Source organism: Amycolatopsis sp. NPDC050768 (genome assembly GCF_040654155.1).
Lineage (GTDB): Bacteria > Actinomycetota > Actinomycetes > Mycobacteriales > Pseudonocardiaceae > Amycolatopsis.
In genome coordinates this window covers 1-21668 of record NZ_JBFAHL010000037.1, presented here as the reverse complement: position 1 = coordinate 21668, position 21668 = coordinate 1, and the positions used below count along the sequence as shown (strand labels likewise).

Annotated in this window: 23 protein-coding genes; 9 read left to right on the top strand and 14 right to left on the bottom strand. The window is 65.6% G+C overall.

Annotated elements, in window-relative coordinates; all coding sequences use genetic code 11:
- Nucleotides 1-168 precede the first annotated feature (168 nt).
- From AB0H62_RS49955 to AB0H62_RS49935, 5 genes are all read left to right on the top strand, one after another.
- A complete protein-coding gene (locus AB0H62_RS49955; RefSeq protein ID WP_360592884.1) occupies nt 169-1776 on the top strand; it encodes a ubiquinol-cytochrome c reductase cytochrome b subunit in 1608 nt (535 codons plus the stop codon).
- The gene (gene tal, locus AB0H62_RS49950) at nt 1773-2876 is read left to right on the top strand and encodes a transaldolase (protein WP_360592883.1); all 1104 of its coding nucleotides are present in this window, start codon (nt 1773-1775) and stop codon (nt 2874-2876) included. The genes AB0H62_RS49955 and tal overlap by 4 nt, the downstream gene beginning before the upstream one ends.
- Nucleotides 2877-2923: 47 nt before the next feature.
- On the top strand, nt 2924-3253 hold the full coding sequence (locus AB0H62_RS49945) for a hypothetical protein (RefSeq protein WP_220242470.1): 330 nt from the start codon (nt 2924-2926) through the stop codon (nt 3251-3253).
- A gap of 198 nt (nt 3254-3451) precedes the next feature.
- The gene (locus tag AB0H62_RS49940) at nt 3452-3760 is read left to right on the top strand and encodes a DUF427 domain-containing protein (RefSeq protein ID WP_220242471.1); all 309 of its coding nucleotides are present in this window, start codon (nt 3452-3454) and stop codon (nt 3758-3760) included.
- The gene (locus tag AB0H62_RS49935; RefSeq protein ID WP_360592882.1) at nt 3753-3917 is read left to right on the top strand and encodes a hypothetical protein; all 165 of its coding nucleotides are present in this window, start codon (nt 3753-3755) and stop codon (nt 3915-3917) included. The genes AB0H62_RS49940 and AB0H62_RS49935 overlap by 8 nt, the downstream gene beginning before the upstream one ends.
- 60 nt (nt 3918-3977) lie before the next feature.
- On the opposite strand, the gene AB0H62_RS49930 is transcribed toward AB0H62_RS49935, so the two are convergent.
- The 8 genes from AB0H62_RS49930 to AB0H62_RS49895 form a co-directional block, all read right to left on the bottom strand.
- Nucleotides 3978-4109, bottom strand: coding sequence for a BBE domain-containing protein (locus AB0H62_RS49930; RefSeq protein ID WP_360592881.1), 132 nt, complete (start codon nt 4107-4109; stop codon nt 3978-3980).
- 41 nt (nt 4110-4150) lie between these two features.
- A complete protein-coding gene (locus tag AB0H62_RS49925) occupies nt 4151-4630 on the bottom strand; it encodes a hypothetical protein (RefSeq protein WP_360592880.1) in 480 nt (159 codons plus the stop codon).
- 68 nt (nt 4631-4698) lie between these two features.
- Entirely contained in the window at nt 4699-6132 is a 1434-nt protein-coding gene (locus AB0H62_RS49920) for an MFS transporter (RefSeq protein WP_360592879.1), read from the bottom strand.
- A gap of 111 nt (nt 6133-6243) precedes the next feature.
- Entirely contained in the window at nt 6244-7110 is an 867-nt protein-coding gene (locus tag AB0H62_RS49915) for an aldo/keto reductase (protein WP_360592878.1), read from the bottom strand.
- 48 nt (nt 7111-7158) lie between these two features.
- Complete coding sequence (locus AB0H62_RS49910; RefSeq protein ID WP_220242477.1) at nt 7159-7776, bottom strand: GNAT family N-acetyltransferase; 618 nt, start codon at nt 7774-7776, stop codon at nt 7159-7161.
- A gap of 60 nt (nt 7777-7836) precedes the next feature.
- Nucleotides 7837-8211 (bottom strand): GNAT family N-acetyltransferase, encoded by a 375-nt coding sequence (locus tag AB0H62_RS49905; protein WP_220242478.1) that lies wholly within the window; start codon nt 8209-8211, stop codon nt 7837-7839.
- An 83-nt stretch (nt 8212-8294) separates the two neighbouring features.
- A complete protein-coding gene (locus tag AB0H62_RS49900; protein ID WP_220242479.1) occupies nt 8295-8804 on the bottom strand; it encodes a hypothetical protein in 510 nt (169 codons plus the stop codon).
- Between the two features lie 403 nt (nt 8805-9207).
- Nucleotides 9208-9711 (bottom strand): thioredoxin domain-containing protein, encoded by a 504-nt coding sequence (locus AB0H62_RS49895; RefSeq protein WP_360592877.1) that lies wholly within the window; start codon nt 9709-9711, stop codon nt 9208-9210.
- Nucleotides 9712-9842: 131 nt separating this feature from the next.
- Here AB0H62_RS49895 and nhaA point away from each other — a divergent pair, with 131 nt between their 5' ends.
- The 3 genes from nhaA (at nt 9843) to AB0H62_RS49880 (ending at nt 12676) form a co-directional block, all read left to right on the top strand.
- Nucleotides 9843-11255 (top strand): Na+/H+ antiporter NhaA, encoded by a 1413-nt coding sequence (gene nhaA, locus AB0H62_RS49890; protein WP_360592876.1) that lies wholly within the window; start codon nt 9843-9845, stop codon nt 11253-11255.
- A 117-nt stretch (nt 11256-11372) separates the two neighbouring features.
- The gene (locus AB0H62_RS49885; protein WP_255638223.1) at nt 11373-11963 is read left to right on the top strand and encodes a uracil-DNA glycosylase family protein; all 591 of its coding nucleotides are present in this window, start codon (nt 11373-11375) and stop codon (nt 11961-11963) included.
- A gap of 86 nt (nt 11964-12049) precedes the next feature.
- A complete protein-coding gene (locus tag AB0H62_RS49880; RefSeq protein WP_255638224.1) occupies nt 12050-12676 on the top strand; it encodes a TetR/AcrR family transcriptional regulator in 627 nt (208 codons plus the stop codon).
- A 46-nt stretch (nt 12677-12722) separates the two neighbouring features.
- On the opposite strand, the gene ctaD is transcribed toward AB0H62_RS49880, so the two are convergent.
- The 6 genes from ctaD to AB0H62_RS49850 all read right to left on the bottom strand — a co-directional run bounded on the left by ctaD (nt 12723) and on the right by AB0H62_RS49850 (nt 20112).
- The gene (gene ctaD, locus AB0H62_RS49875) at nt 12723-14495 is read right to left on the bottom strand and encodes a cytochrome c oxidase subunit I (protein ID WP_220242483.1); all 1773 of its coding nucleotides are present in this window, start codon (nt 14493-14495) and stop codon (nt 12723-12725) included.
- Between the two features lie 277 nt (nt 14496-14772).
- Nucleotides 14773-15099, bottom strand: a complete 327-nt coding sequence (trxA, locus tag AB0H62_RS49870; protein ID WP_220242484.1) for a thioredoxin — start codon at nt 15097-15099, stop codon at nt 14773-14775.
- Nucleotides 15100-15207: 108 nt separating this feature from the next.
- Complete coding sequence (locus AB0H62_RS49865; RefSeq protein WP_266118109.1) at nt 15208-15822, bottom strand: CGNR zinc finger domain-containing protein; 615 nt, start codon at nt 15820-15822, stop codon at nt 15208-15210.
- Between the two features lie 296 nt (nt 15823-16118).
- Nucleotides 16119-17414: an MFS transporter gene (locus AB0H62_RS49860; protein ID WP_220242486.1), complete on the bottom strand. Its 1296-nt coding sequence runs from the start codon at nt 17412-17414 to the stop codon at nt 16119-16121.
- Nucleotides 17415-17854: 440 nt separating this feature from the next.
- Complete coding sequence (locus tag AB0H62_RS49855; RefSeq protein ID WP_360592875.1) at nt 17855-18688, bottom strand: aldo/keto reductase; 834 nt, start codon at nt 18686-18688, stop codon at nt 17855-17857.
- A 395-nt stretch (nt 18689-19083) separates the two neighbouring features.
- Nucleotides 19084-20112, bottom strand: a complete 1029-nt coding sequence (locus tag AB0H62_RS49850; RefSeq protein ID WP_360592874.1) for an alpha/beta hydrolase — start codon at nt 20110-20112, stop codon at nt 19084-19086.
- Between the two features lie 990 nt (nt 20113-21102).
- Here AB0H62_RS49850 and AB0H62_RS49845 point away from each other — a divergent pair.
- On the top strand, nt 21103-21294 hold the full coding sequence (locus tag AB0H62_RS49845) for a hypothetical protein (protein ID WP_360592873.1): 192 nt from the start codon (nt 21103-21105) through the stop codon (nt 21292-21294).
- The last annotated feature ends 374 nt before the right edge of the window (nt 21295-21668 follow it).

Here is a 21668-nt window from a genome sequence, read left to right as displayed (position 1 = left end):
AATGCCCCTCAGAGGAGACCGGCCACCCGAGCCGGTTGCGGTCTCACGGCGGCCTGCCCCGCGGGGTTCGGCCGCGAAACGGGTTCGGATCCGCGCGCGTAGTGGCAGCCACTCTTTTGGGTCCACCCGTGGGGGTAAGACAGGGCCGATCGCTGCCTCGAACACTGCATGAGCTCACTGACCACGCCGACCATGGGCACGGGCGTGCTTGCGAAGCGTCTCGGGCAGGCCGCGGACAACGCAGATCAGCGGTACAAGCTCGCCAAGAGCCTGCGGCACCAGATGAACAAGGTGTTCCCGACCCATTGGTCCTACCTGATCGGCGAAGTCTCGCTGTACAGCTTCATCGTCGTAATCGCGACCGGCGTGTACCTGACGCTGTTCTTCGATCCCTCGATGCAGGAAGTCACGTACCACGGCAGCTTCCAGAACCTGCAGGGCGTCGAGATGTCGCAGGCCTTCAAGACGACCCTGGACCTCTCGTTCGACGTGCGTGGCGGGCTGTTCGTGCGGCAGCTGCACCACTGGGGGGCGCTGATCTTCATCGCCGCGACGCTCCTGCACATGCTGCGGATCTTCTTCACCGGCGCGTTCCGCAAGCCGCGTGAGGCGAACTGGGTGATCGGCGTGATCCTGCTCCTGATCAGCATGTTCGAGGGGTTCTTCGGTTACTCGCTGCCGGACGACCTGCTTTCTGGCACGGGTGTCCGCGCGACCTTGTCGGGTATCGTCTTGTCGGTGCCGGTCATCGGCACCTGGATCCACTGGGCGCTGTTCGGCGGCGAGTTCCCGGGCGACCAGATCATCCCGCGCCTGTACACACTGCACATCCTCGTGCTGCCGGGGGTCCTGTTCGCCCTGATCGGCGTGCACCTGGTGCTGGTGTGGTTCCAGAAGCACACACAGTTCCCGGGCGTCCGCGCGAAGGAAGACAACGTCGTCGGCATCCGGATCGTGCCCGAGTTCGCGCTTCACGGCGGGGCGCTCGCCGTGCTCACCACGGGGGTCATCGCCTTGATGGCCGGTCTTTTCCAGATCAACCCGGTGTGGAACTTCGGGCCGTACAACCCGTCGATGGTGTCGGCCGGTTCGCAGCCGGACTGGTACATGGCCTGGGCCGACGGCATGCTGCGCATCTGGCCCGCGTGGGAGGTGTACCTCGGGAACTACACGATCCCGGCGGTGTTCTTCTCCGGCGCGATGGGCATGGGGCTGCTGATCACCATGCTGACCGTCTACCCCTGGATCGAGGCGAAGCTGACGAAGGACGCCGTGCAGCACCACAACCTGCTGCAGCGGCCGCGCGACGCACCGGTCCGCACCGCGCTGGGCATGATGGCGCTCGGGTTCTTCCTGGTCATCGAGCTGTCGGGCTTCAACGACATCATCGCCGACCAGTTCGACATCTCCCTGAACGCCACCACGTGGGCCGGCCGCATCGGCGTGCTCATCGTGCCGCCGATCGCCTACTACCTCACCTACCGGATCTGCCTGGGTCTGCAGCGGGCCGACCGCGAGGTGCTGGAGCACGGCGTGGAAACGGGCATCATCAAGCGCCTGCCGACCGGCGGGTTCATCGAGGTCCACCAGCCGCTGGCCGGCGTGGACAGCCACGGCCACGCAGTGCCGCTCGAGTACCAGGGCGCGCCGGTGCCGAAGAAGATGAACAAGCTCGGTGCCGCGGGGCGCGCCGTCCCGGGCTCGCTCTGGACGCCGGACCCGCCCGAAGAGACCGCCGCCATGGATCGGGCCGCCGAACAGGGGAAAACGACGTGACCGAAGGCGAGGACAACGGCCGGCTTCGCGCCCTCACCGAGGCCGGCGTGTCGATCTGGCTGGATGAGCTCTCCCGCGACATCCTCGAGAACGGCGAATTCGAACGCCTGGTGCGAAGCAGTTCAGTGGTGGGCGTCACCACGAACCCGACGATCTTCGCCAACGCCATCGCCCGGAGCAGTCGCTACGCCCCACAGCTGAAACGCCTGGCCGGGAACGGAATCGACGTAACGGAGTCCGTCCGGGCGTTGACGATCCGGGACGTTCAGCAGGCGGCGGACGTACTCCGTCCGATCTGGGAGAAGACCGACGGCGTTGATGGCAGGGTGTCACTGGAGGTGAGCCCCGAGCTCGCCGGCGACACCGACGCGACCATCGCGGACGCGATCCAGCTGTGGGAGCTCGTCGACCGGCCCAACCTCATGGTGAAGATCCCCGCCACCCGAGCGGGCGTCCGAGCTGTTTCCGGTGCGCTGGCGGCGGGCGTCAACGTGAATGTCACTCTGGTCTTCTCGCCGCGACGGTGTGCTGAGGTCGGTGAGGCGTTCGTCGACGGGCTCGAGCGAGCTCGTGAGAACGGCCACGACCTCGCGGCGGTCCACTCGGTCTCTTCGCTGTTCGTGTCCAGGGTGGATACCGAAGTGGACAGACGGCTCGACGTCATGGGCGTCCCCGAAATGCGCGGCCGGGCTGCCCTGGCCAACGCGCGGCTCGCTCATGAAGCCCTGGCTGCGGTGTGGGTATCCCCGCGGTGGCAAAGCCTTGCCGCCGACGGAGCCCGCCCCCAGCGGTTGCTGTGGGCTTCGACCGGTGTCAAGGATCCATCCTTTCCCGACACCAAGTACGTGACCGGCCTCGTCACGCACGGCACCGTGTCCACGATGCCGCCCACGACCCTCTCGGCGTTCGCCGATCACGGCGAGCTTGCCGCGGACCGAGTCGTCGGGCTCGGCAAGGAAGCCGCGGCCGACCTCGCGGCCGTTGCAGCCGCGGGTATCGATCTCGATGACGTGTACGACACGCTCGAGAGAGAGGGCGTCGCCAAGTTCGCGGCCAGCTGGCGAGCCCTCCACGCGTCAGCAAGTGCGTTCCTCGGCTGAGGCCCGCAGTCCTCGCTCACACCCACGGTTGTCTCGAAGGGAATCTCATGCCTCGATCGCTGGAGTCGCTCAGCCCGGCCGATGGCGAGCAGGTGGCCAAGAAGAACCTGGTGGCCGCACTGACTGCCGGACGGATCGTTTACGACGACGGCGCCGAACAGGTCTTCGACCACGACGGTGCGACCACCTACACCGACCGGGGCCACCCGACACGCGGAGAGTGGTACATCGACGCCGACGGCCGTTTCGCCTCGTTCTGGCCGCCCACTTACCGTGCTTCGTACGACCTTCGCTGGGTTGTCGAGGCCGGCTCGATCGTCGGCCTGAGCTTCACGCATTGCGGAGACGGTTCACAGTTCACCGGGCGATACGCCTGACCGGCCGACCATCATGATCAACCGCCGAGCACCGGCGCGCGGAAAGCAATCCAAGTTGCCGTCTGCGCGCTGGTGTCCATTGTGCTGCCCGTTTCCCTGCACACCAAGACCTCCGAGTGTCCACACGGGATTTCCACGGGTGCATTCATGGTGGCGGGTGTAGTTCACTTCAGTCCTCGACAACGAAAGGTGTACGCAATGGTGAAAGCCGTCATCGAGGGAACCGTGATCGCCGAGGCCGAACGGAACGACCTGATCTCCCTCGAAGGAAACCTCTACTTCCCCCCTGCGGCGATCCGGCAGGGAAGCCTCCAACCGAGCTCGACTCAATACACCTGTCCGTGGAAGGGCGCGGCCCGCTACTACGACGTCATCACCGACGGATCACAGACCCACGACGCGGCCTGGTGCTACCCCCACCCACACCAGTCCGCGATCGACCGCGTCGGTACGGATTTCTCCGGCTACGTGGCGTTCGACCCGCGAAAGGCGGATATCCTTGACTGATCCGATCCTCGCCGCAATCCGTCTTCGAAACACCTGGCTGCAGCTGAACAACCTGATCGATCGGCAGGCCACCGCGGCCTGCCGATCGGAAGATCCCGAGGTGTTCTTCCCCTCCCCCGCCGCTGCGCCGCAAATCCGGCACGCCACGGCCATCTGAGCATCGCCGGCCGTCGGAGGCGACCGCCCTGCTATCCCTGAACTCGAGTCACGGACCCGGTCAGCCGGCGGCGACGTTGTGGTTCAGCCGGAACAGGTTGGTGGGATCGTAGGCCTTCTTGACCTCGACCAAGCGCGTGTAGCGCTCAGTGCCGAACACCACGAACGGCACGCCGACCATCTGGTGGCCCAACCGCGGGTTCCAGAGCGGCCGAGAGGTTGTAGTGCCGGCATTCATCCATGTAATCGGCCGATCGACAGAATTGACGTGCGGCGGCGCAACGCGAGTACGCCCAGCAGGACAGTGCCCGCGGCGGCAACCAGGTGGAGCGTCACGGAGGCTTCGAAGACTCGCGCCAAGACGGGCACGCCCGAACGCAGCGCGACCCGGATATTGCCGGGCCCACCGAGCACGAAATGCCACAGGACGCCCAGGATGAGCGCACCGGCGGCCGAGACGATGACGAGGCCTGCCCCGTCTCGCGCGGCAACCCTGAGGTGGCGCGCGATACCGATCGCGGTGCCGATGATGCCGAACAAGACGAGGAACAACGGCTCCAGGAGAGGCACGCCTCCGGCGAGCAACCCCAGCAATACGAAGTCCACCAGCACGAGCGCCGCCTGCACAGCGGCCACGGCCGCCATGGCCCGGTCGACTCTCGCGACCAGCCGTGGCAGGCGAAGCACCGCTTTGCCGTTGACTGCGTCAGTCACAGGTTCCTCCTCCAAGAGTCCGGACGGTGAGGGATCGAGACGGTCGAAACAACTTTTGCGCCCCGCAGCTATCGGGACAGCGGGTGCGGCAACGAACGGGCGACCAGAGGGTGCCGGTCGCAGGGGGTGTTGTTGCGGAAAACCGCGGCGGCAATCGCGCCGGCGACAAACAGCGCCGCAGCGCAGATCACGCAAGCCAGGCGATAGCCCGGCTGGAACGCCTCGGATTGCGCGTACGAAGCGCCGGTGAGACCGACGAGCGGCGGAAGCGCCGCGATCCACAGCAAGGCGGCACCGCGCGCGACAGCGTTGTTGACCGCGGACGCGACGCCGACGTGGCCGCCCGGTAGCGACGACAGCGCGACAGACGTCAGAGGTGCCACCATCGTGGCGGTACCGAGGCCGAACACGCACTCGAGCGGGATCACCCAACTCCAGTAACCCGTGTCGGGCTTGATCTGCAAGGCCATCAGCGCCGCTACGCCACACAACACAGGACCGGCGGTCAGTTGCCAACCGGGCCCGACCCGCGCAGCGAGTTTACCGCTGGAGGGAGACAGCGCGAGGCTGATGATCGTGATCGGCAGAAGAGTGCTGCCGGCTTCGGCCGGGCTGTACCCGGCGACAGTCTCCAGGGCGATCGTGAAGATCAGGAAGAACACGCCGAACGCACCGTAGACGATGAACGTGATCACGTTGATCGAGACGAACGATCTGGACTTCCTCAGCAGCGCCGGCAACATCGGCGATGTCGTTCGCCGTTCGTAGCGCACGAACCCGATCCCCGCCGCGACAGCCACGAGCGCACTCGCCAGTGCCCCCGGCCCACTCGGGTTCGCCGGTATCGCGGTCAACGCGTAGGTCGCCGCGGCGAGGGTCACAAGGGCCAGCGCCGAGCCACCCCAGTCCATGCCGGACGACTCGTCGTCGCGGGTCTCCGGAATGTGGCGCACGGTCACCACCAGGACGATGACCGCCACGGGCACGTTGATCAGGAAGATCCACCGCCACGAACCCAGCGACAGCAGCCATCCGCCGACGAACGGGGCGAGAACTCCCGCGATCCCGGCGTACCCGGACCAGGTTCCGATCGCCCGCGGCCGATCACCAGGTACGATCGTCGACTGCAGGATGGCCATGCTCGCCGGTGCCATCAACGCTCCACCGATGCCTTGCAGGATTCGCGCACCGATGAGCGTCCCCACGTCGGGGACGGCCGCGCACAGGACCGAGGCGACCGTGAACCCGGCGACGCCGATGAGGAAGATCCGCTTGCGGCCGTACCGGTCTCCGAGCCCACCCGCCAGCAGGATGAGCGAGGCGAGGCTGAGGGTGTATCCGGTCACGGTCCACTGAAGGGACGCGAAGCTCGCACCCAAGTCCCGGCCGATGTCGGGAAGAGCGACGGTCACGACGCTCGAGTCGATACCCGCGATACTCGCGCCGAGGACCGTCGCGACCAGGATCCGTCGCCCCTGCGCAGACCGAATCGGAAAACCCACCGGTGGCGGTAGAGCGACGTCTGAACCGCCCACGGTGAGTACCCTCCCTGTACTGACAGCCAGAATTTTCCGAACCAGTTCACCCAGCGCCTTTTCCGGAAGAGATCCTGCTTACGGCCTGGTCGCCAGTCGGTCGAGATCGTCGACTTCGTGTGCCGTCAGGGAAATGTCGACTGCAGACACGTTCTCGTTCAGGTGCTGGATGCTCAGCGTGCCGGGAGTGGGGAGGATCGCGGGTGAGCGATTCAAGAGCCAGGCCAGAGCGAGCTGCGCCGGCGAGACATCGCGCGGCCGCGCCATCTCCGCCAACGGCCCATCCTCCCTGGCAAGCGTGCCGGTCGCCAGCGGAAGCCACGGGACGAACCCGATGTTCGCCGCTTCCGCGTAGTTCAGCAATGGTTCGGCCCCGCGATCGATGAGGTTGTACTCAGCTTGGACTGTGGCGATCTCCGCAAACTTCCTTGCTTCTTCCAGATCGGCCAGTGTCACCTCCGCCAAGCCGATCTTCCCGATCTTTCCTTCACGCTGCATATCCGTGAGAAGTCCGAGTTGATCGGCAATGGGAGCGTGCGGGCTGAATCCGTGCAGCTGGAACAAAGGAACGCGATCGAGCTTCAGGTACCACAAGCGCGTCTCGATCTGTTTACGAAGGAACGAGGGCCGCGGTACCGGTTCCCAGTGCCCGTTCGGCGATCGAAGAAGTCCGCCTTTGATCATCAGCAGCAAGTCTTCAGGGAACGGGCTGAGTGCCCGCACAATTAGTTCTTCGTAGTCGAAGGGTCCCGACGATTCGGCGATGTCGATGAGATTCACCCCGAGATCGACCGCTTCTCGGAGCACTCGTGCCGCTTCAGTGGCGTCCTTCGGATGACTCCAGACGCCGGACTCACTTATCTGAGCGGTCCCAAGACCGAGCCGGGTGATCGCGTGCCCTCCGATCGTGAAGGTACCGCATCGATCAGGAAGGGTTCCAGGCATGGTCTCGTCTCTTTCACTGTCTTGTGGATTTGTGCCGACATGAATCGGTCAGATGTCAGTGAGTTCACCCGGCTGCTCTCCTTCCGGCGGCGCCACCCCCGCCGGCACGTCGAGGTCGTAACGCCGCAACCGGAACACGTCGAGCCTCGTGTCGTAGTACTTGTCGGTTTGGCCGACCCACTCCATCCCCATCCGCCGCACGGCGGCCGCGGCGCGTTGGTTCGCCGGGCGCGACACAGCGAAGATCTCGTCCGTACCGGCATCGAAGGCATAGTGAGCGACCGCGTCACCGACTTCACCGGCATAACCGTTCCCCCACCAGCCACGAGCGATCTGGACACCGATCTCGAAATCGATGTCATCTGGCGGCAAGGGCAGCAACGAGACCGCACCCACGACGCGTCCGCTCGCGAGATCGGTGACCTTCCACCGACCGACCGGAGGCTCGGTTTCCAAGCCGTCCGCGACCCAACCGGCAACCAGATCCTGCATGGCGGAGATGTCCGCGACTCGATCCATGGCCGGCGCCAGCCACCGAGAAACCTCTTCGTCGCCGAAGATGCCCAGAGCCGCTTCGACGTCGGGCATCGTCCACGGAGCAAGCTCCAGCCGGGTGGTCCGGATCAGTTCTCCGTCGATGTCGACCGAATGCGACCCCGGAATCAACTCTGCACTCCTCTTCCTCACCGATTTCCCCGGCTCCGGGGAAGTTCGAGCTTCCGTTGATCAGCGTTCGCGAGGCGCGCGATCCGGCACGGCCGCCCGGCCGGGGAAGCGGCCGTCGACAAGCTCTTTGTATTCGGGGTGGTCGGCAATGTAGTCGGCCACGAAGGTGCAATAATTCGTGAGCTTCAGATCTCGGGTTCGCAGATCATCCAAAGCGTGTTTCACCAGCCGCGTCGCGACACCTTGACCACGATGTCCAGGATCGACGATCGTGTGACTGAACGTCACTCGCCGGTCACCGTGCGGGGCGTGGTAGACGATCATGCCGACGACCTGCCCGTCGACCACGGCCTCATACGATCCGCTGTCGACGTTGCGCTGTACATCCATCTCGGAACTCACTTCATTTCTCCTGATGTTTTTCTCGAGCAGCACGGTCTGCACCCTCAGTGCATGAAGACCGTTTCCGCAGCGTCAGACCGAGACGCGGGACGTTGAGGTGCGACGCGCGGAAGGTGTCACGACACGTGGCGAGGGAGCGTGGACGGCGTCAAGGCGTGACTGAACGGCACGGTCAGGCGCCACGTGGAGTCTGCGAGTGGCGAACGCGGAACGTCGAACGTCGTGCTCCACGAGCTCTGGGCTGTGCCCCCATCGGAGAAGGTCAACGTCAGCGTGTACGACTGCGCGTCGGCTCCATTCTGGTGCGTGCCGCCACCGCCGCCGGCGAGGTGAAGGACGTCCGGCATCGAACTCAGCAGGATGGCGTTGATGCGGAGCTCGCGCCCCTGTGCCGCCGAGTATCCCGCCACCCGGTCGGCAGCGCGTTCCCCAGGCCCGTGGGTTGTGGCGAGCATGACTTCGAGCTCGCCCAGCACGTGCGCACTGATCGAGAGCTCCAACCGCAACAGGCCGTCGGACTCGTGGTCGCGGGATCGCCTGCCGTCACCTGTGATGGTGGCGGAGGACAGCCTCAGCGGAAGGCCGGCAACCGGCGATCCCGGCATGAAGCCCAGCTGCTCACTCACCGTAGCTGCACCTTTCGCATTCTTACGACGAAGTCCGCACATTCGGCAGCGTTGAGCACCCGACGCAGCTCCGTCCTCCGGTGCGCTCATCATGCACCAAAGAGAACTATTTAGTCCAGTCAAGGAGGGGGAGCTAGCTTCAGGCTCGCCGCCTTTGTCCAGGCCGGCCGCGCGTCGGAACCCGTCCGATGCGCGTCACCCGGAGGTCGAGATGCCACATGGAACTGCAAAAATTGAAACCGGTTTCTCGCTGTTCACCCGAACGACATCTCAGCGACGACAGCGATCGTGTTGTCGATCACGGGGGGCGATCAAGCCCAGCATGGAACCGGACGGACCACTCCTGGCGAGGTGAACTTCGCCGGACGCTCACGGCGCGAACCGCCGCGGCTGAGGCGCCGGGTCAGGAGCTCGGCCGCACAGCCGATCGGAGCGCCTGGTAGCTGACTCGGCCTCGGTACGCACGTCCGTCGATGAACAACGTCGGCGTGCCTCGGACAGCCAACTCGGCACCGGAGGTGTAGTCGGCCACGACGGCGGGGCGGAACCGCTGCGCGCCCTCACCGGTGACGTCGCCGGCGCCGATGCGAGCCGCGTATGCCCGCAGGTGGACATCCGTCAGCTCACTCTGGTGGGTCAGCAGCAAGTCGTGCATCCCCCAGAACAGGTCACCCGACGCCTCGGCGGCAAGAGCTGCAGTGAGTGCGTACGGGTGGATCGTGAAGATCGGAAAATGACGGAACACCAGGCGGATCGTGCCGGCCGAGCTGTCGATCAACCTGCGCAGCTCGGGCGCCGCCGCAGCACAGTACGGGCACTCGAAGTCCCCGTATTCCACTACCGTCACCGAAGCCGATGGATCGCCGTACACGTGCCGGTCCAGATCGAACTCACTGCGCGTCGTCACCTGCGATCCCTCCGTGACAGAACGGTCCACTCCGGACAGTGGCACTGCGAACCGTGGATGCCTCCGGGCCAACGCCCGATCTGATGGACGGTACACAACCGGATCGACTGCACGTCAGGCATACTCGGGCCGTGAAGGCCGACTCGAGCCAGTTCAACGACGGGCTCCTCCCGCACCTGCCGTCGACGACCCGTCAGATGAGCCTGCCGCTGCCGTACGTGACCGCCGGCTTCCGCCGGTTCCTGTTCACCGAAGCCGGCAGCGCTGTCCTGCTCCTCGCCGCCACGGTGGCCGCGCTGGTGTGGGCGAACGTGGCGGGCGCGGACTACGACGCGTTCTGGGGACTGCACGCAGGCGTGGAAGCCGGCGGCGCGCACTTCTCACTGGACCTTCGTGAGTGGGTGAACGACGTCGCCATGGTCGTGTTCTTCACTGTGGTGGGACTGGAGATCAGCCGCGAGGTGTCCGTCGGCGAGCTGCACGACGTGCGCTCGATCGTCGTCCCGGCCTGCGGTGCGCTCGGCGGCCTGGCGTTGCCCGCGGTCCTTTACTTCGTGTTCAACAGTTCCGGCGCGGCTGCAGCCGGCTGGGGCATTCCGATGTCGAGTGACACCGCCTTCCTGATCGGCGTGCTGGCTCTGTTCGGTCCCCGCTGCCCTGATCAATTGCGGCTCTTCTTGCTCACCCTCGCGATCGGCGACGACATCGGCGCGATCACGGTGATGGCGGTGTTCTACACACACCACGTTTCCGTGGTGGCGATCGTGGTGGCGGCAGCACTGGTTCTCGTGCTGTTGGGCCTGCGGAGGCTGGGAGTGTGGCGATTGGCGCCGTACCTCTTGGTCGGCGCCGGGTTGTGGGCGGCCGTCGACGCGTCCGGGGTCCACCCGACGCTCGCCGGCGTGCTCATCGGCTTGATCGTGCCGGCCGGCGAGGTCGACAGTCACGCCCGCGAGCGACTCCGCCTCTACGGGCGCGCTGTGATCGAGCGCGCGGACACCATGCGCGTGCGACTCGCCACCACCGCGATGAAGGCGACACTGTCGGCGAACGAGCGACTGCAGGGAATTCTGCACCCGATGAGCGCGTTCGTCATCATCCCCGCCTTCGGCCTGGCGAACGCCGGCGTGCAGCTCGACAGCAGCGCGCTGCGGGCCGCGTCGTCCTCCACCGTGACCCTCGGTGTCGCGGTCGGCCTGATCGCGGGCAACACCTTGGGCATCTCGCTCGGAGCCGGAATCGCGCTGCAGACCGGAATCGGCACTCTGCCCGGCCGCGTCCGCTACAGCCACCTCATCGGCGGAGCCATGCTCGCCGGCATCGGTTTCACGATCGCGTTGTTCATCACCGATCTCGCGTTCGCCGACCCCGGCCTCCAGCAGCAGGCCAAGGTGGGGGTTCTCGGCGGATCACTCTGTTCGGCGATCCTCGGGTCCATTGTGTTGCGATTCCTCGGCGACCGTCTCCCCCTGTGCTCCTTCGACGAGCGGTTCTCACTCCCGGAGCTACCCGAAGGCCCGTGGCTGGACCCGAGCTTGGCCTGAGACGAAGGCACACGTCGGTGCCGTCGACCCCCAGCTTGTTGGACCGCATGGTCCATCTAGACTGTGGTCCCCGAAAGCCGGCGGCCCGGCCTTCCCGGCAACGAACCTGGAGTGCGGTTGATCGACGACTTGTGTGCGGTCGTGGACGAGCTGACGTCCGATCCGTCGAACGCGTGGGCACGCGACCTCGGCTACCGTCCCGTGTGGGCCGGGTCGCCGGCCTCGCGGATCGCGATCATCGGCCAGGCGCCGGGCCGGCGCGCCCAGGAGAGCGGGATCCCGTGGGACGACGCCAGCGGCGTCCGGCTGCGCTCTTGGCTCGGCGTCAGCGACGAGGAATTCTACGACCCCTCGCTGTTCGCCATCGTGCCGATGGATTTCTACTTCCCGGGCAAGGGCAAGACGGGTGACTTGCCTCCCCGCAAGGAATTCGCGCCCCGGTGGCATCCGCAGATCTTGTCGAGGATGCCGCACATCACTCTCCGGGTGCTCATCGGCGCGCACGCCCAGCGGTACTACCTCAAGGGCCGATCCAAGACCAACCTCACCCAGACCGTGCGGTCCTACTGCGACTACCTCCCCGCCGAGTTCCCACTGGTGCACCCGTCTCCACTGAATTACCGGTGGCACGGGAAAAACTCCTGGTTCACCGCCGAGGTCGTCCCTGAGCTGGCGCGCCGAGTGTCGATCGCACTAGGACGCGGATGACGGTGACGGGATGGCCGACCTGGGCTCGGCCGGCCGAGTCGCATCGCGTGACACCTCCGCACACGCAGGTACGATAATCTGTCGAAGTGGTGGAACCGGAGAGCACAGAGAAGCCCGTCCGGCTGACGGCGCGCGGTGAAGCGACCCGGGCCCGGATCCTGCATGCTGCCGTAGATCTGATGACGGTCAAAGGGGTGGCCGCCACCACGCTCGACGATGTCCGCGCGGCAAGCGGCACCAGCAAGTCACAGCTCTACCATCACTACGCTGACAAGGACGCGCTCGTCCAAGACGTGATCGAATACCAGGCCGAAGACCTGCTGGCCTCGCAGGGGGAACGGCTGCGCCGGCTGAACTCGATCCGTGGACTCGAGCGTTGGCGTGACGCGATCATCCAGAGGAACGCTCTCCGCAACGGGGCTTACGGATGCCAGCTCGGCTCCCTCGCGAGCGAGCTCTCGGACCAGAACGAGCGGGCACGCTCCGCCCTGGCCGGCCACTTCGAAACCTGGCTCGGCCTGATCGCGGACGGTCTGCGGCGGATGCGTGACACGGGCAAACTGCGCCGTGACGCCGATCCCGAACGGCTCGCCATCGGCTTGATGGGCGCCCTCGAAGGCGGGTACCTGCTCGCGCAGACGGGGCACGACATCAAGCCGATGCGCATCGCGCTCGACATGGCCATCGACTACATCCGTACCTTCCAGGCGTGAGTCGCGGGTAGCGGAAGACCAAAGTGGACCGCCTCACCGCGCGCGACTATTGCTCGCCCGAGTTGTCCTTGCCGTGGTCGCCCGGCATGGTCGCGTCGACCAGCTTCTGCGACGGTGCGGCCTGGTGGCGCGGTTTGCCGAAGAAGCCGATCTCACCTTCGGTTTGCAGGCGTTCCACCATGTGCGGGTAGTGCAGCTCGAACGCGGGGCGCTCGGAGCGGATCCGGGGCAGCTCGGTGAAGTTGTGTCGCGGCGGCGGGCACGACGTGGCCCATTCGAGGGAGTTGCCGTAGCCCCAGGGGTCGTCGACCGTGACGATCTCGCCGTAGCGGTAGCTCTTGAACACGTTCCAGATGAACGGCAGCGTGGACGCACCGAGGATGTACGCGCCGATCGTGGAGATCGTGTTCAGCGTGGTGAACCCGTCGGAGCTCAGGTAGTCGGCGTAGCGGCGGGGCATGCCTTCGGCGCCGAGCCAGTGCTGGACCAGGAACGTGCCGTGGAAGCCGATGAACGTGGTCCAGAAGTGCCACTTGCCGAGCTTCTCGTCCATCATCCGGCCCGTGATCTTCGGGAACCAGAAGTAGATGCCGGCGAAGGTCGCGAAGGCGATCGTGCCGTAGAGGACGTAGTGGAAGTGCGCCACCACGAAGTAGCTGTCCGACACGTGGAAGTCGATGGCCGGCGCGGCCAGCAGGATGCCGGTCAGGCCACCGAGGAGGAACGTGACGATGAAGCCCATCGAGAAGATCATCGGCGTCTCGAAGGACAGCTGGCCCTTCCACATCGTGCCGATCCAGTTGAAGAACTTCACCCCGGTCGGGACCGCGATCAGGAAGGTCATGAAGGAGAAGAACGGCAGCAGCACGGCGCCGGTGGCATAGAGGTGGTGTGCCCACACGGAGACACTGAGCGCGGCGATGGCCAGGGTCGCGAAGATCAGCCCCTTGTAACCGTAGAGAGGCTTGCGGCTGAAGACCGGGAAGATCTCGGACACGATCCCGAAGAACGGTAGGGCGATGATGTACACCTCTGGGTGACCGAAGAACCAGAACAGGTGTTGCCAGAGGATCACCCCGCCGTTGGCCGGGTCGAACACGTGCGCACCCAACCGACGATCTGCCTCCAGGCCGAAGAGCGCGGCCGTGAGGATCGGGAAGGCGATGAGGATCAGGATGCTCGTGACGAGGATGTTCCAGGTGAAGATGGGCATCCGGTACATCGTCATGCCCGGCGCGCGCAGGCAGACAACGGTGGTGATCATGTTGACCGCGCCGAGAATCGTGCCCAGACCGGACACGATGAGGCCGACGATCCACATGTCGGTGCCGGGGCCTGGAGTGTGGACGGCCTCCGACAGCGGCGTATAAGCAGTCCAGCCGAACTCAGCCGCACCGCCCGGTGTCAGGAAGCCGGATACGACGATCAGGCTGCCGAAGAGGTAAAGCCAGTACGAGAACGCGTTGAGCCGCGGGAACGCGACGTCCGGGGCACCGATCTGCAGCGGTAGCACGAAGTTCGCGAACCCGAACAGCACCGGGGTCGCATACATCAGCAACATGATCGTGCCGTGCATGGTGAACAGCTGGTTGTACTGCTCCTGCGACAGGAACTGGAGCCCGGGCCGGGCCAACTCCGTACGGATCAGCATGGCCATCGCACCGCCGGCCATGAAGAAGGCGAACGCCGTGACCAGGTACATCACGCCGATCTGCTTGTGGTCCGTCGTCCGCATCAGCCGAAGCAGCGCCGTGCCCTTCGGGGCAATGCGCGCGGGATACGGCCGCGTCGCAATCGGCCTGGGCGCGACGGTCCTCATGGTTTCCTCCGGCTGAATGCTGCACTGGCTGGCTTTTCGATCCTGGGCTCGGGCCGGGCACCGTTCGACGGCACCCGCCCCGCCGGATCTCCCGGGAGAACTCACCTTTGTCGAAATCCGGGCAGTCCGTGAGCCCCGGCGCCACTCAGGCGGACCTGCTTCGTCACCGGGGTCACCACGACCTCGACGAGACCCTACGTGGACTATATAGTCCTAATCAAGTCAGGGAGGCGATTCTCGCAGGCCCGGGTTTCTCAGCAGCTGGGCGCGGGCTCGGTCAGAGCACGTCCTTCAGATCCGACAGCAGAGCTGCCTTTGGCTTCGCGCCGACGATCTGCTTCACCGGCTTGCCACCCTGGAACAGGATCAGCGTCGGGATGGACATCACATGGTAGTCACGCGCCGTCTTCGGGTTTTCGTCGATGTCGAGCTTCGCGACGGTCAGCTTCTCGCCGTTCTCGGCCGCGATCTCCTCGAGCACCGGGGCGACCATCTTACAAGGCCCGCACCAGGTCGCCCAGAAGTCGACCAGGACCGGCTTTTCGCTGGTCAGAACGTCGTCCACGAACGACTTGTCGGTCACCTTCACGGTGTTGTTGCCCATGGTTTCTCCTTCGGGTTGTCGGAAACTGGCGAGAGTCAGAAGGCGCCGGCACCGTAGCGGCCACCGAGAGCGGTTCCGAGACGTTCCGTTGTCGCGGTCCCGTGCCGATCAGCCGATCACGTTCGACGACTGCTTGTTGTTGAACCGCGCGACGCGCCCCCTGTTTCCACAAGCCTGCGAGCACCACCTTCGCCGTCCGTGGCCGGACAGGTAGTAGTTCGCGCAGCTCGGTGCGAGGCAGGCCCGCAGGCGCTTCCGCTCTTCGCCGCCGAAAAGCCGCACGGCTTGGAGCGCCACGAGCGAACTCACGGCGATGCCGCCGGGCAGGTCGCCCTGGAGCGCGATCGTCGGCACGCCCGCACCGGGCCACACGAGGGCGGACGACGCAGCCGCACGGGCCGCGGTGGTGTTGAGCGTGTCCACCGCGGCCTGGCGGCCAGGCAAGTCGGACACCACCCCGGCCGGTCGCTCGTCCACTGTTGCGTCGGCAGCGAGCCGTCTCAGCGCATCGCGGAGCCGACGCAGGTCGAATGCCGTCTCCTTCACGCTCAACGGGCTTGCGCAAGGCAACCAGTGGTCGAGAGACCTCGGACGTTGCTCAAGACGGGGAACGATCTCACGAATCCACTCGCGTGCACCGTCCGCGGTCGCGAGCGCGTCCTCGGTACCCTTGCCGCTCCCCCACACGGTGTTCATCAAGTCGACCGGCGGCTCCTGGCCCACGACCCGTTCGCGGCGCGTCACAGCGCCCCGCGCAACGCCGTGGTCGGAGTGTTCGACCGTGAGAACAGCTGTGACGTCTCCACCTTCCACCGCGACAGCAGTGGGTTTTGACGGAGACTCGCTGCACTCGCTGCGAGCAAAGCCTTGCCGGCGGAGCGCAGTCGCGTGTTCGATTTCGCCATACGACTCTCTCCTCTGCGCTGGTCTTCTTGTCGGCGTCAGCCGATCGTCGGCTCTTACCGCCGGCCGACGCCGACACCGGGCGCCGACCATTCCCCGGCCTCGCCCTGATGTCCTCATTCCCTCCGGGCGAGTGTCAGGAACCGTGCCGCCACGGCGGCGAGCACGGCGGAGGCAAGGACGATCAAACCGGCCGTGAGGAACACCGTCTGCAGGGTTGTCGATGAAACGAGGATCGCGCCGACACCGGATCCCACCGCCAGGGCTATCTGAAGGTTCGTCACATTCACCGCCGACGCGGCCTCCGGGGTTTCCGGGGCAGCGTCGAGCATCCAGACCAGCGTTCCCGGGTTCACAATTCCCCAGAACAGGCCCCACATCACGAACAACAGGCCGGCCAGCCAGGGTAAGGTGCCCGCGTTCGCCAGCGCGATCAGCAATGCGGCCACGACCGTCGCCGCCCCGGCGAAGCTGCCGATCACTCCACGCTTGAACAGCGATCCGGCGACGAGTGAGCCGACGATGCCACCGCAGCCGTAGATGACGTACAGCAGCGAGATCACACCGCTGGACAGATGCGTGTGGTCCATCAGGAACGGGGTGATGTAGGTCCAGGCGGTGAACTGTCCGATGAACACCAATGCGCCCGCCGCCATCCCGAACCGGACGGCGCGCTGCGTCACGACTCCCACAAGATCACGCAGGTGCGTGCGCCCGTCCGGCGGAATACCCGGCAGGACGAACCTCTGCGCGACCACGACCAGCAGTGTCGCCGCCGCGGCGGTGGCGAAAGTGAGACGCCAGCCCACGAGGTTGCCGAGGAACTGTCCCGCCGGCAGCCCCACCACTGTCCCACCGGAAATACCTGCCGCGATAATGGTGATGGCGCGAGTGCCGCCGGCGGGGCCTACCAGCTTGGGGCCGACCGGTGAGACCACGGTCCAGAAGGCTCCGAGGGTGGCACCAAAGAACATGCGGGCTATCAGCACCACGACGAAGTTCGGTGCCACCGCGACGATGGCGTTCGACACCAGCACCGTCAAACCTAGGACGAGGATGACCGAGCGCCGGTCAAATCGGCCGGAGCTGAGGAAGAACAGCGGCGCCGACACTGCGGCGCTGAAACCCGGCACGAGCACCATCAACCCCGCAAGGCCCAGTGAAACATGTAATCCGTCGGCGATCCGCGGCAGCAGCCCCACCGGCATCGTTTCCGTCATCACGACTATGAACGCGCCGAGCGCAATGGCGCCGACTGCGGCCCAGCCTCGCTTGCTCCTTGGCTCTGCAATAGTGACGGCAGCGCGCGCGGCCGCAGGCTGAATCGGGACGGCCGCGGCGCACGACGATGTCGAGACCACACGCACGAGCCTTGCGTGACGCCCCGGCGTCTCCCCTTCGGCATCCGTCATGATGTTCCCCTCACTCCTCAGTAGCTCAGCGCAGCTCGACTCCCTATTGGCAATCCCACCGGCGGAGGGTCAACGCAACTCTGGAGCTGCACCTGTGCCGCGATCATGGGCTGCGACCGCGCCGCAGCCCATGAAGGAAAAAGAGAGCCGTCGTCCTGACTCGACGCCGGAGCCGTTGCCTGGACCCACGGAGTCCCTGTGCACGAGCCTTAGCCACGCCCGTCGCCCAAGATTGTGGGATCGCCGAGGGCCGCCGTGGTCCACACACGTCATGCACGTTCGTCGTCGACGTTGCTGCACAGGCGCTCAGCGTCGAGCCCAAGTGGGGTCTTACCACTTCGAAGGAGAGTTCCGTCACGAGCGTTGAATAGCGCTGCCAAGGAACCGAGCGACTCCCCCTCGTGGAAACCGCCCGGTTCATCGCGCGCTGTCGGCGCGGATCAGGCGAGATCGAAGGTGTCGGGGTCTGGGCCGGTGCGCCCGTCGCGGTCGAGGGCCGAGAGGGCGGCGAGGTCGCCGTCGGTGAGGGTGAAGCCGAAGACGTCGAAGTTCTCGGCCACGCGCGAGGGCGTGACGGACTTCGGGATGACCACGTTGCCCAGCTGCAGGTGCCACCGCAGCACCACCTGGGCGGGCGTGCGCCTGTGCCGTGCGGCCACGTCGGTGACGACGGATTCGGCCAGCAGGTCGCCGCCCTTGGCGAGAGGGCTCCAGGCTTCGGTGGCGATGCCGTGCTCGGCGTGGAAGGCGCGCAGTTCCTGCTGGACGAGGTACGGCGACAGCTCGATCTGGTTCACCGCCGGCACCACGCTGCCCTCGTCGAGCACGCGGCGCAGGTGCGCCGGCTGGAAGTTGGACACGCCGATGGCTCGGACGCGACCGTCGGCGTAGAGCTTCTCCAGCGCCTTCCACGTGTCGACGTACTTGTCGCGCGCGGGCAGCGGCCAGTGGATGAGGTAGAGGTCGAGCTGCTCGAGCCCGAGCGCGGACAAGCTGGAGTCGAACGCGCGCAGCGTCTGGTCGTAGCCCTGGTCGCTGTTCCACAGCTTGGTGGTGATGAACAGCCCGTCGCGGGTGATGCCGGATTCGGCGAGGGCCTCGCCGACGGCGGCTTCGTTGCCGTACGCGGTGGCGGTGTCGATGCTGCGGTAGCCGGCGTCGAGCGCGGTTTTCACCGCGGCCTTCGTCTCGGCGGGCGGCACCTGGAAGACGCCGAAGCCGAGCTGCGGCATCTCGACGCCGTTGTTCAACTTGGTGACAGGAACGCTGGTCAACTCAGAAACCCTTCTGTAGGAACGAACGAAACTCACGGAACAATCGAACTCGCAACCCCACCGCCGACGCGCAGGGCACCGCCGGTGGTCGCCGGCGGCCTGGTCGGAGGCGACGTAGGTGATGAGGTTCGCGACCTCCGCACGAACGAGCGCATACCTTCGGTCAGCGAGACGCCCGGGCAACACGTCGTCCATGGTGACGCCGCTCCTCGCCATTTCTGGCGCCATGCTGCGCACTCGTTCGTTGAACGATTTCGTGCGACGAACCCACCTGGCGCGGCACACCCGCTGGTTCGCGCTGGTGGCGCTGCAGTCGCCACCAGCGCGAACCTACCGGCGTAGATGATTCTCGCAGGTTGCCGGGATCGTTGTGGTTCGTCCCTTGGCGGTGAAAGCTACTTCTGCAGGAAGGACTGCAGCATAGCCGTCACTTCCTCCGGCCTCTCCTGCGTCACGAAGTGGCCCGAACCCTTCAGGACTCGTCCCTCGACGTTCACGGCGTACTCGCGCCACTGATCGGGGATGAGTGAACCGAAGGAACGCTCACCACCGATCGCGAGGATGGGCATCTTCAACTTGCCCTGAGCCAGGAATTCCTTGTTCTGCTGAACATCTGTGCGGATCCCACGGTATATACTCATGAAGGCCGTTGTGCGGCCGGGCTCCTTCAGGAAGTGGGCGTAGTAGTCAAAGTCCGACGCCGTGAACGGCGACTCATCGCCCGCCACGTACTCAAGCATCATGTCGTGGACGAGGTCGCGCTCGTGACCGGCGATGAGCTTTTCGGCGAGGGGCAGCTGGAACAAGCCGAAATGCCACGCCGCGGGCTGGACCGGGTCGGCGTTGAGCACGGAGTATTGGTACCAGCTCTCATCCGGGATGGTGGCTTCCATCACGGCCATGCTCCGCACTTCCGACCGGAATTGCGCCCCGTAGGCGTAGGCGACCCACTCACCAAGATCGTGGGCGATTACCTGGACGCCCTTGTTGAGGTTAAGCTGCGTCAGCAGCTGATGCACGTCCTTCGCCAACTGCGCTGTATCATAACCACTCTTGGTGACCTCGGACTCACCAGCACCACGCATGTCGACTGCGATCACAGTGTGGTTCTTGGAGAGCGGGACCATCTGCTGTCGCCACTCGGACCAATTCTCGGGGAACCCGTGGATCATCACCACAGGCGAACCTTTTCCGCCCCGCACGTAGTGCATACGAAAGCCATTTACTTCCGCGTACTTGGACTGAAAACCGGCAGGCGGTTGAGATTGCGGGTAATGCGATAGTGATTGCGCCGCCGGGGAGGAATTCCCGTCGTTCTCGTCCCGCGCTGCGGAGCTCGAAGTCGCGGAGATCACGAGCAGTAAGGCCGCAAAAGCCGCAATAAACGTGAAGGGTCTGTTGACCTTTCCTATTTTGATGCCCATCATTCTCCTACTTGGAGTCGATACTCGTTACGCGTCACCAGACGCACGGGACGATGAAGCGACCCAGTCGGCCATGCACGTTCGTGCTCGGAATCGGCCGGATGGAAACGTGCTGTTGGACCACGCTCCCCCCTCCCGTCCGTTCGACTGAAGGCTGGAGCCAGCCGCCAGCCGATACCCCGCTTCAACCCGATCGAGCTACAAGACAGCAACCCGATCGAGTTATGGCTCGGTAGATCGCTTCAGACAGTGAGCGCCTGGGGGTAGCGACTTCTTACCCTCAGACCTCGGGCAGCCGAGCGGGCCCGCCTCGGCCCCCATGAGTGGCTCAGCCCGTCACCGCAAGTAAAAGACCACGCCGCGTCTACGGGGGTCGGTGGGAATGAGCGGGAGTTCTTTCGTGGTGAGGCTAGATGCCTCAGCTCCTGGTGCGACAGCGGGAGTCCGGCGGCAGGAGCAGGAGGCACATGAGCCCGCCCCGCGCTGCCGTGGGGGCAGGGCGCAGCGAGGCGGGGTGGCTTGATGCCGGCGCGGGGTCGCCTCTCGGCGGGCGGCGCGACCCGGGGCCGAAGACTCGGCGATCCGGCAGGGCAGTGCGCGGAGCCTGGCGACACCACCGCACCGGCAATCAAAGTAACGCTGCCCCGCCACGGACATTCCGCAGTGGACGTTCCCCCTTACCACAGTTCGCCGTCCCGGCGAGTTCGGTGATCACGTTCGCCGCGTTGTCGAGCGCGTCGACGCCCATGGACTCGACCACCATCTCTCGCAGCCGTTGAGGGCAGTGGGCCCGCTCGCATGGGCAATCGGTGCAGCTCAGAGGTCGTTGGCGTCGGCGAAGACGCAGATCACCGGTGCCCGACGGAAATTTCACGGCAAGTTTTCGGCGAACCCCGAAAGATTCCCCCATGGGTTGACACCAATCGAGGTGACGACGGCGGGCCGACGGTACAAGCCACGGCCCCATGGTGATGGGAGCGTGCTAAGCCAGTGGAGAGCACCGAACGGCGTTTCGAGCCTGACGACCCGGAATACTTCATCGCCCAGCTCGCTCGCGACCGCGAAGCCGCGCCCGCTGAAGCGGCCTCGCCGCGGGTCGAGTCGGACGACGCCGGCATCCCCGCTGACGGCGGCCTTTCCCTGGATGAAAGCCGAGCGAATCCGGGCCCGACCCGGCCATGATCATGTCTGAAAACCAGCCATCACGCGGAAACCCGGCTCGGAACTCGGATCGAGGACGGCCGGCGCCGACCGGGGCACCGTCTGTCATGCACATCTTTGAAGACGCCGAGCTGCCCGAACAGCGGCCCGTTACCAACCTGGCTGAACGGCTTCGCGGGAACCAGCTCGACACCGATGCCCTCGTAACGGCGGCATGAGTGCCGGTCACTGACCACGCTCACTCACTCCTTCCACGGAGCACCACCTTGAACCAGAACACCGCGGACAGCGAGACGATCTTGCGCGGCGTCCTCGACGGCTGGAAGGCCGCCGTCGACAAGCACCAGCCCGACCAGGTCGCCGCCCACTTCACCGACGACGCCATCTTCCAAGGC

Coding starts and splice junctions, on each gene's coding strand:
- AB0H62_RS49955 (WP_360592884.1), top strand. CDS start 169: ATGAGCTCACTGACCACGCCGACCATGGGCACGGGCGTGCTTGCGAAG.
- AB0H62_RS49945 (WP_220242470.1), top strand. CDS start 2,924: ATGCCTCGATCGCTGGAGTCGCTCAGCCCGGCCGATGGCGAGCAGGTG.
- AB0H62_RS49940 (WP_220242471.1), top strand. CDS start 3,452: ATGGTGAAAGCCGTCATCGAGGGAACCGTGATCGCCGAGGCCGAACGG.
- AB0H62_RS49915 (WP_360592878.1), bottom strand. CDS start 7,110: ATGCCTGGAACCCTTCCTGATCGATGCGGTACCTTCACGATCGGAGGG.
- ctaD (WP_220242483.1), bottom strand. CDS start 14,495: ATGAGGACCGTCGCGCCCAGGCCGATTGCGACGCGGCCGTATCCCGCG.
- trxA (WP_220242484.1), bottom strand. CDS start 15,099: ATGGGCAACAACACCGTGAAGGTGACCGACAAGTCGTTCGTGGACGAC.
- AB0H62_RS49860 (WP_220242486.1), bottom strand. CDS start 17,414: ATGACGGATGCCGAAGGGGAGACGCCGGGGCGTCACGCAAGGCTCGTG.
- AB0H62_RS49850 (WP_360592874.1), bottom strand. CDS start 20,112: ATGGGCATCAAAATAGGAAAGGTCAACAGACCCTTCACGTTTATTGCG.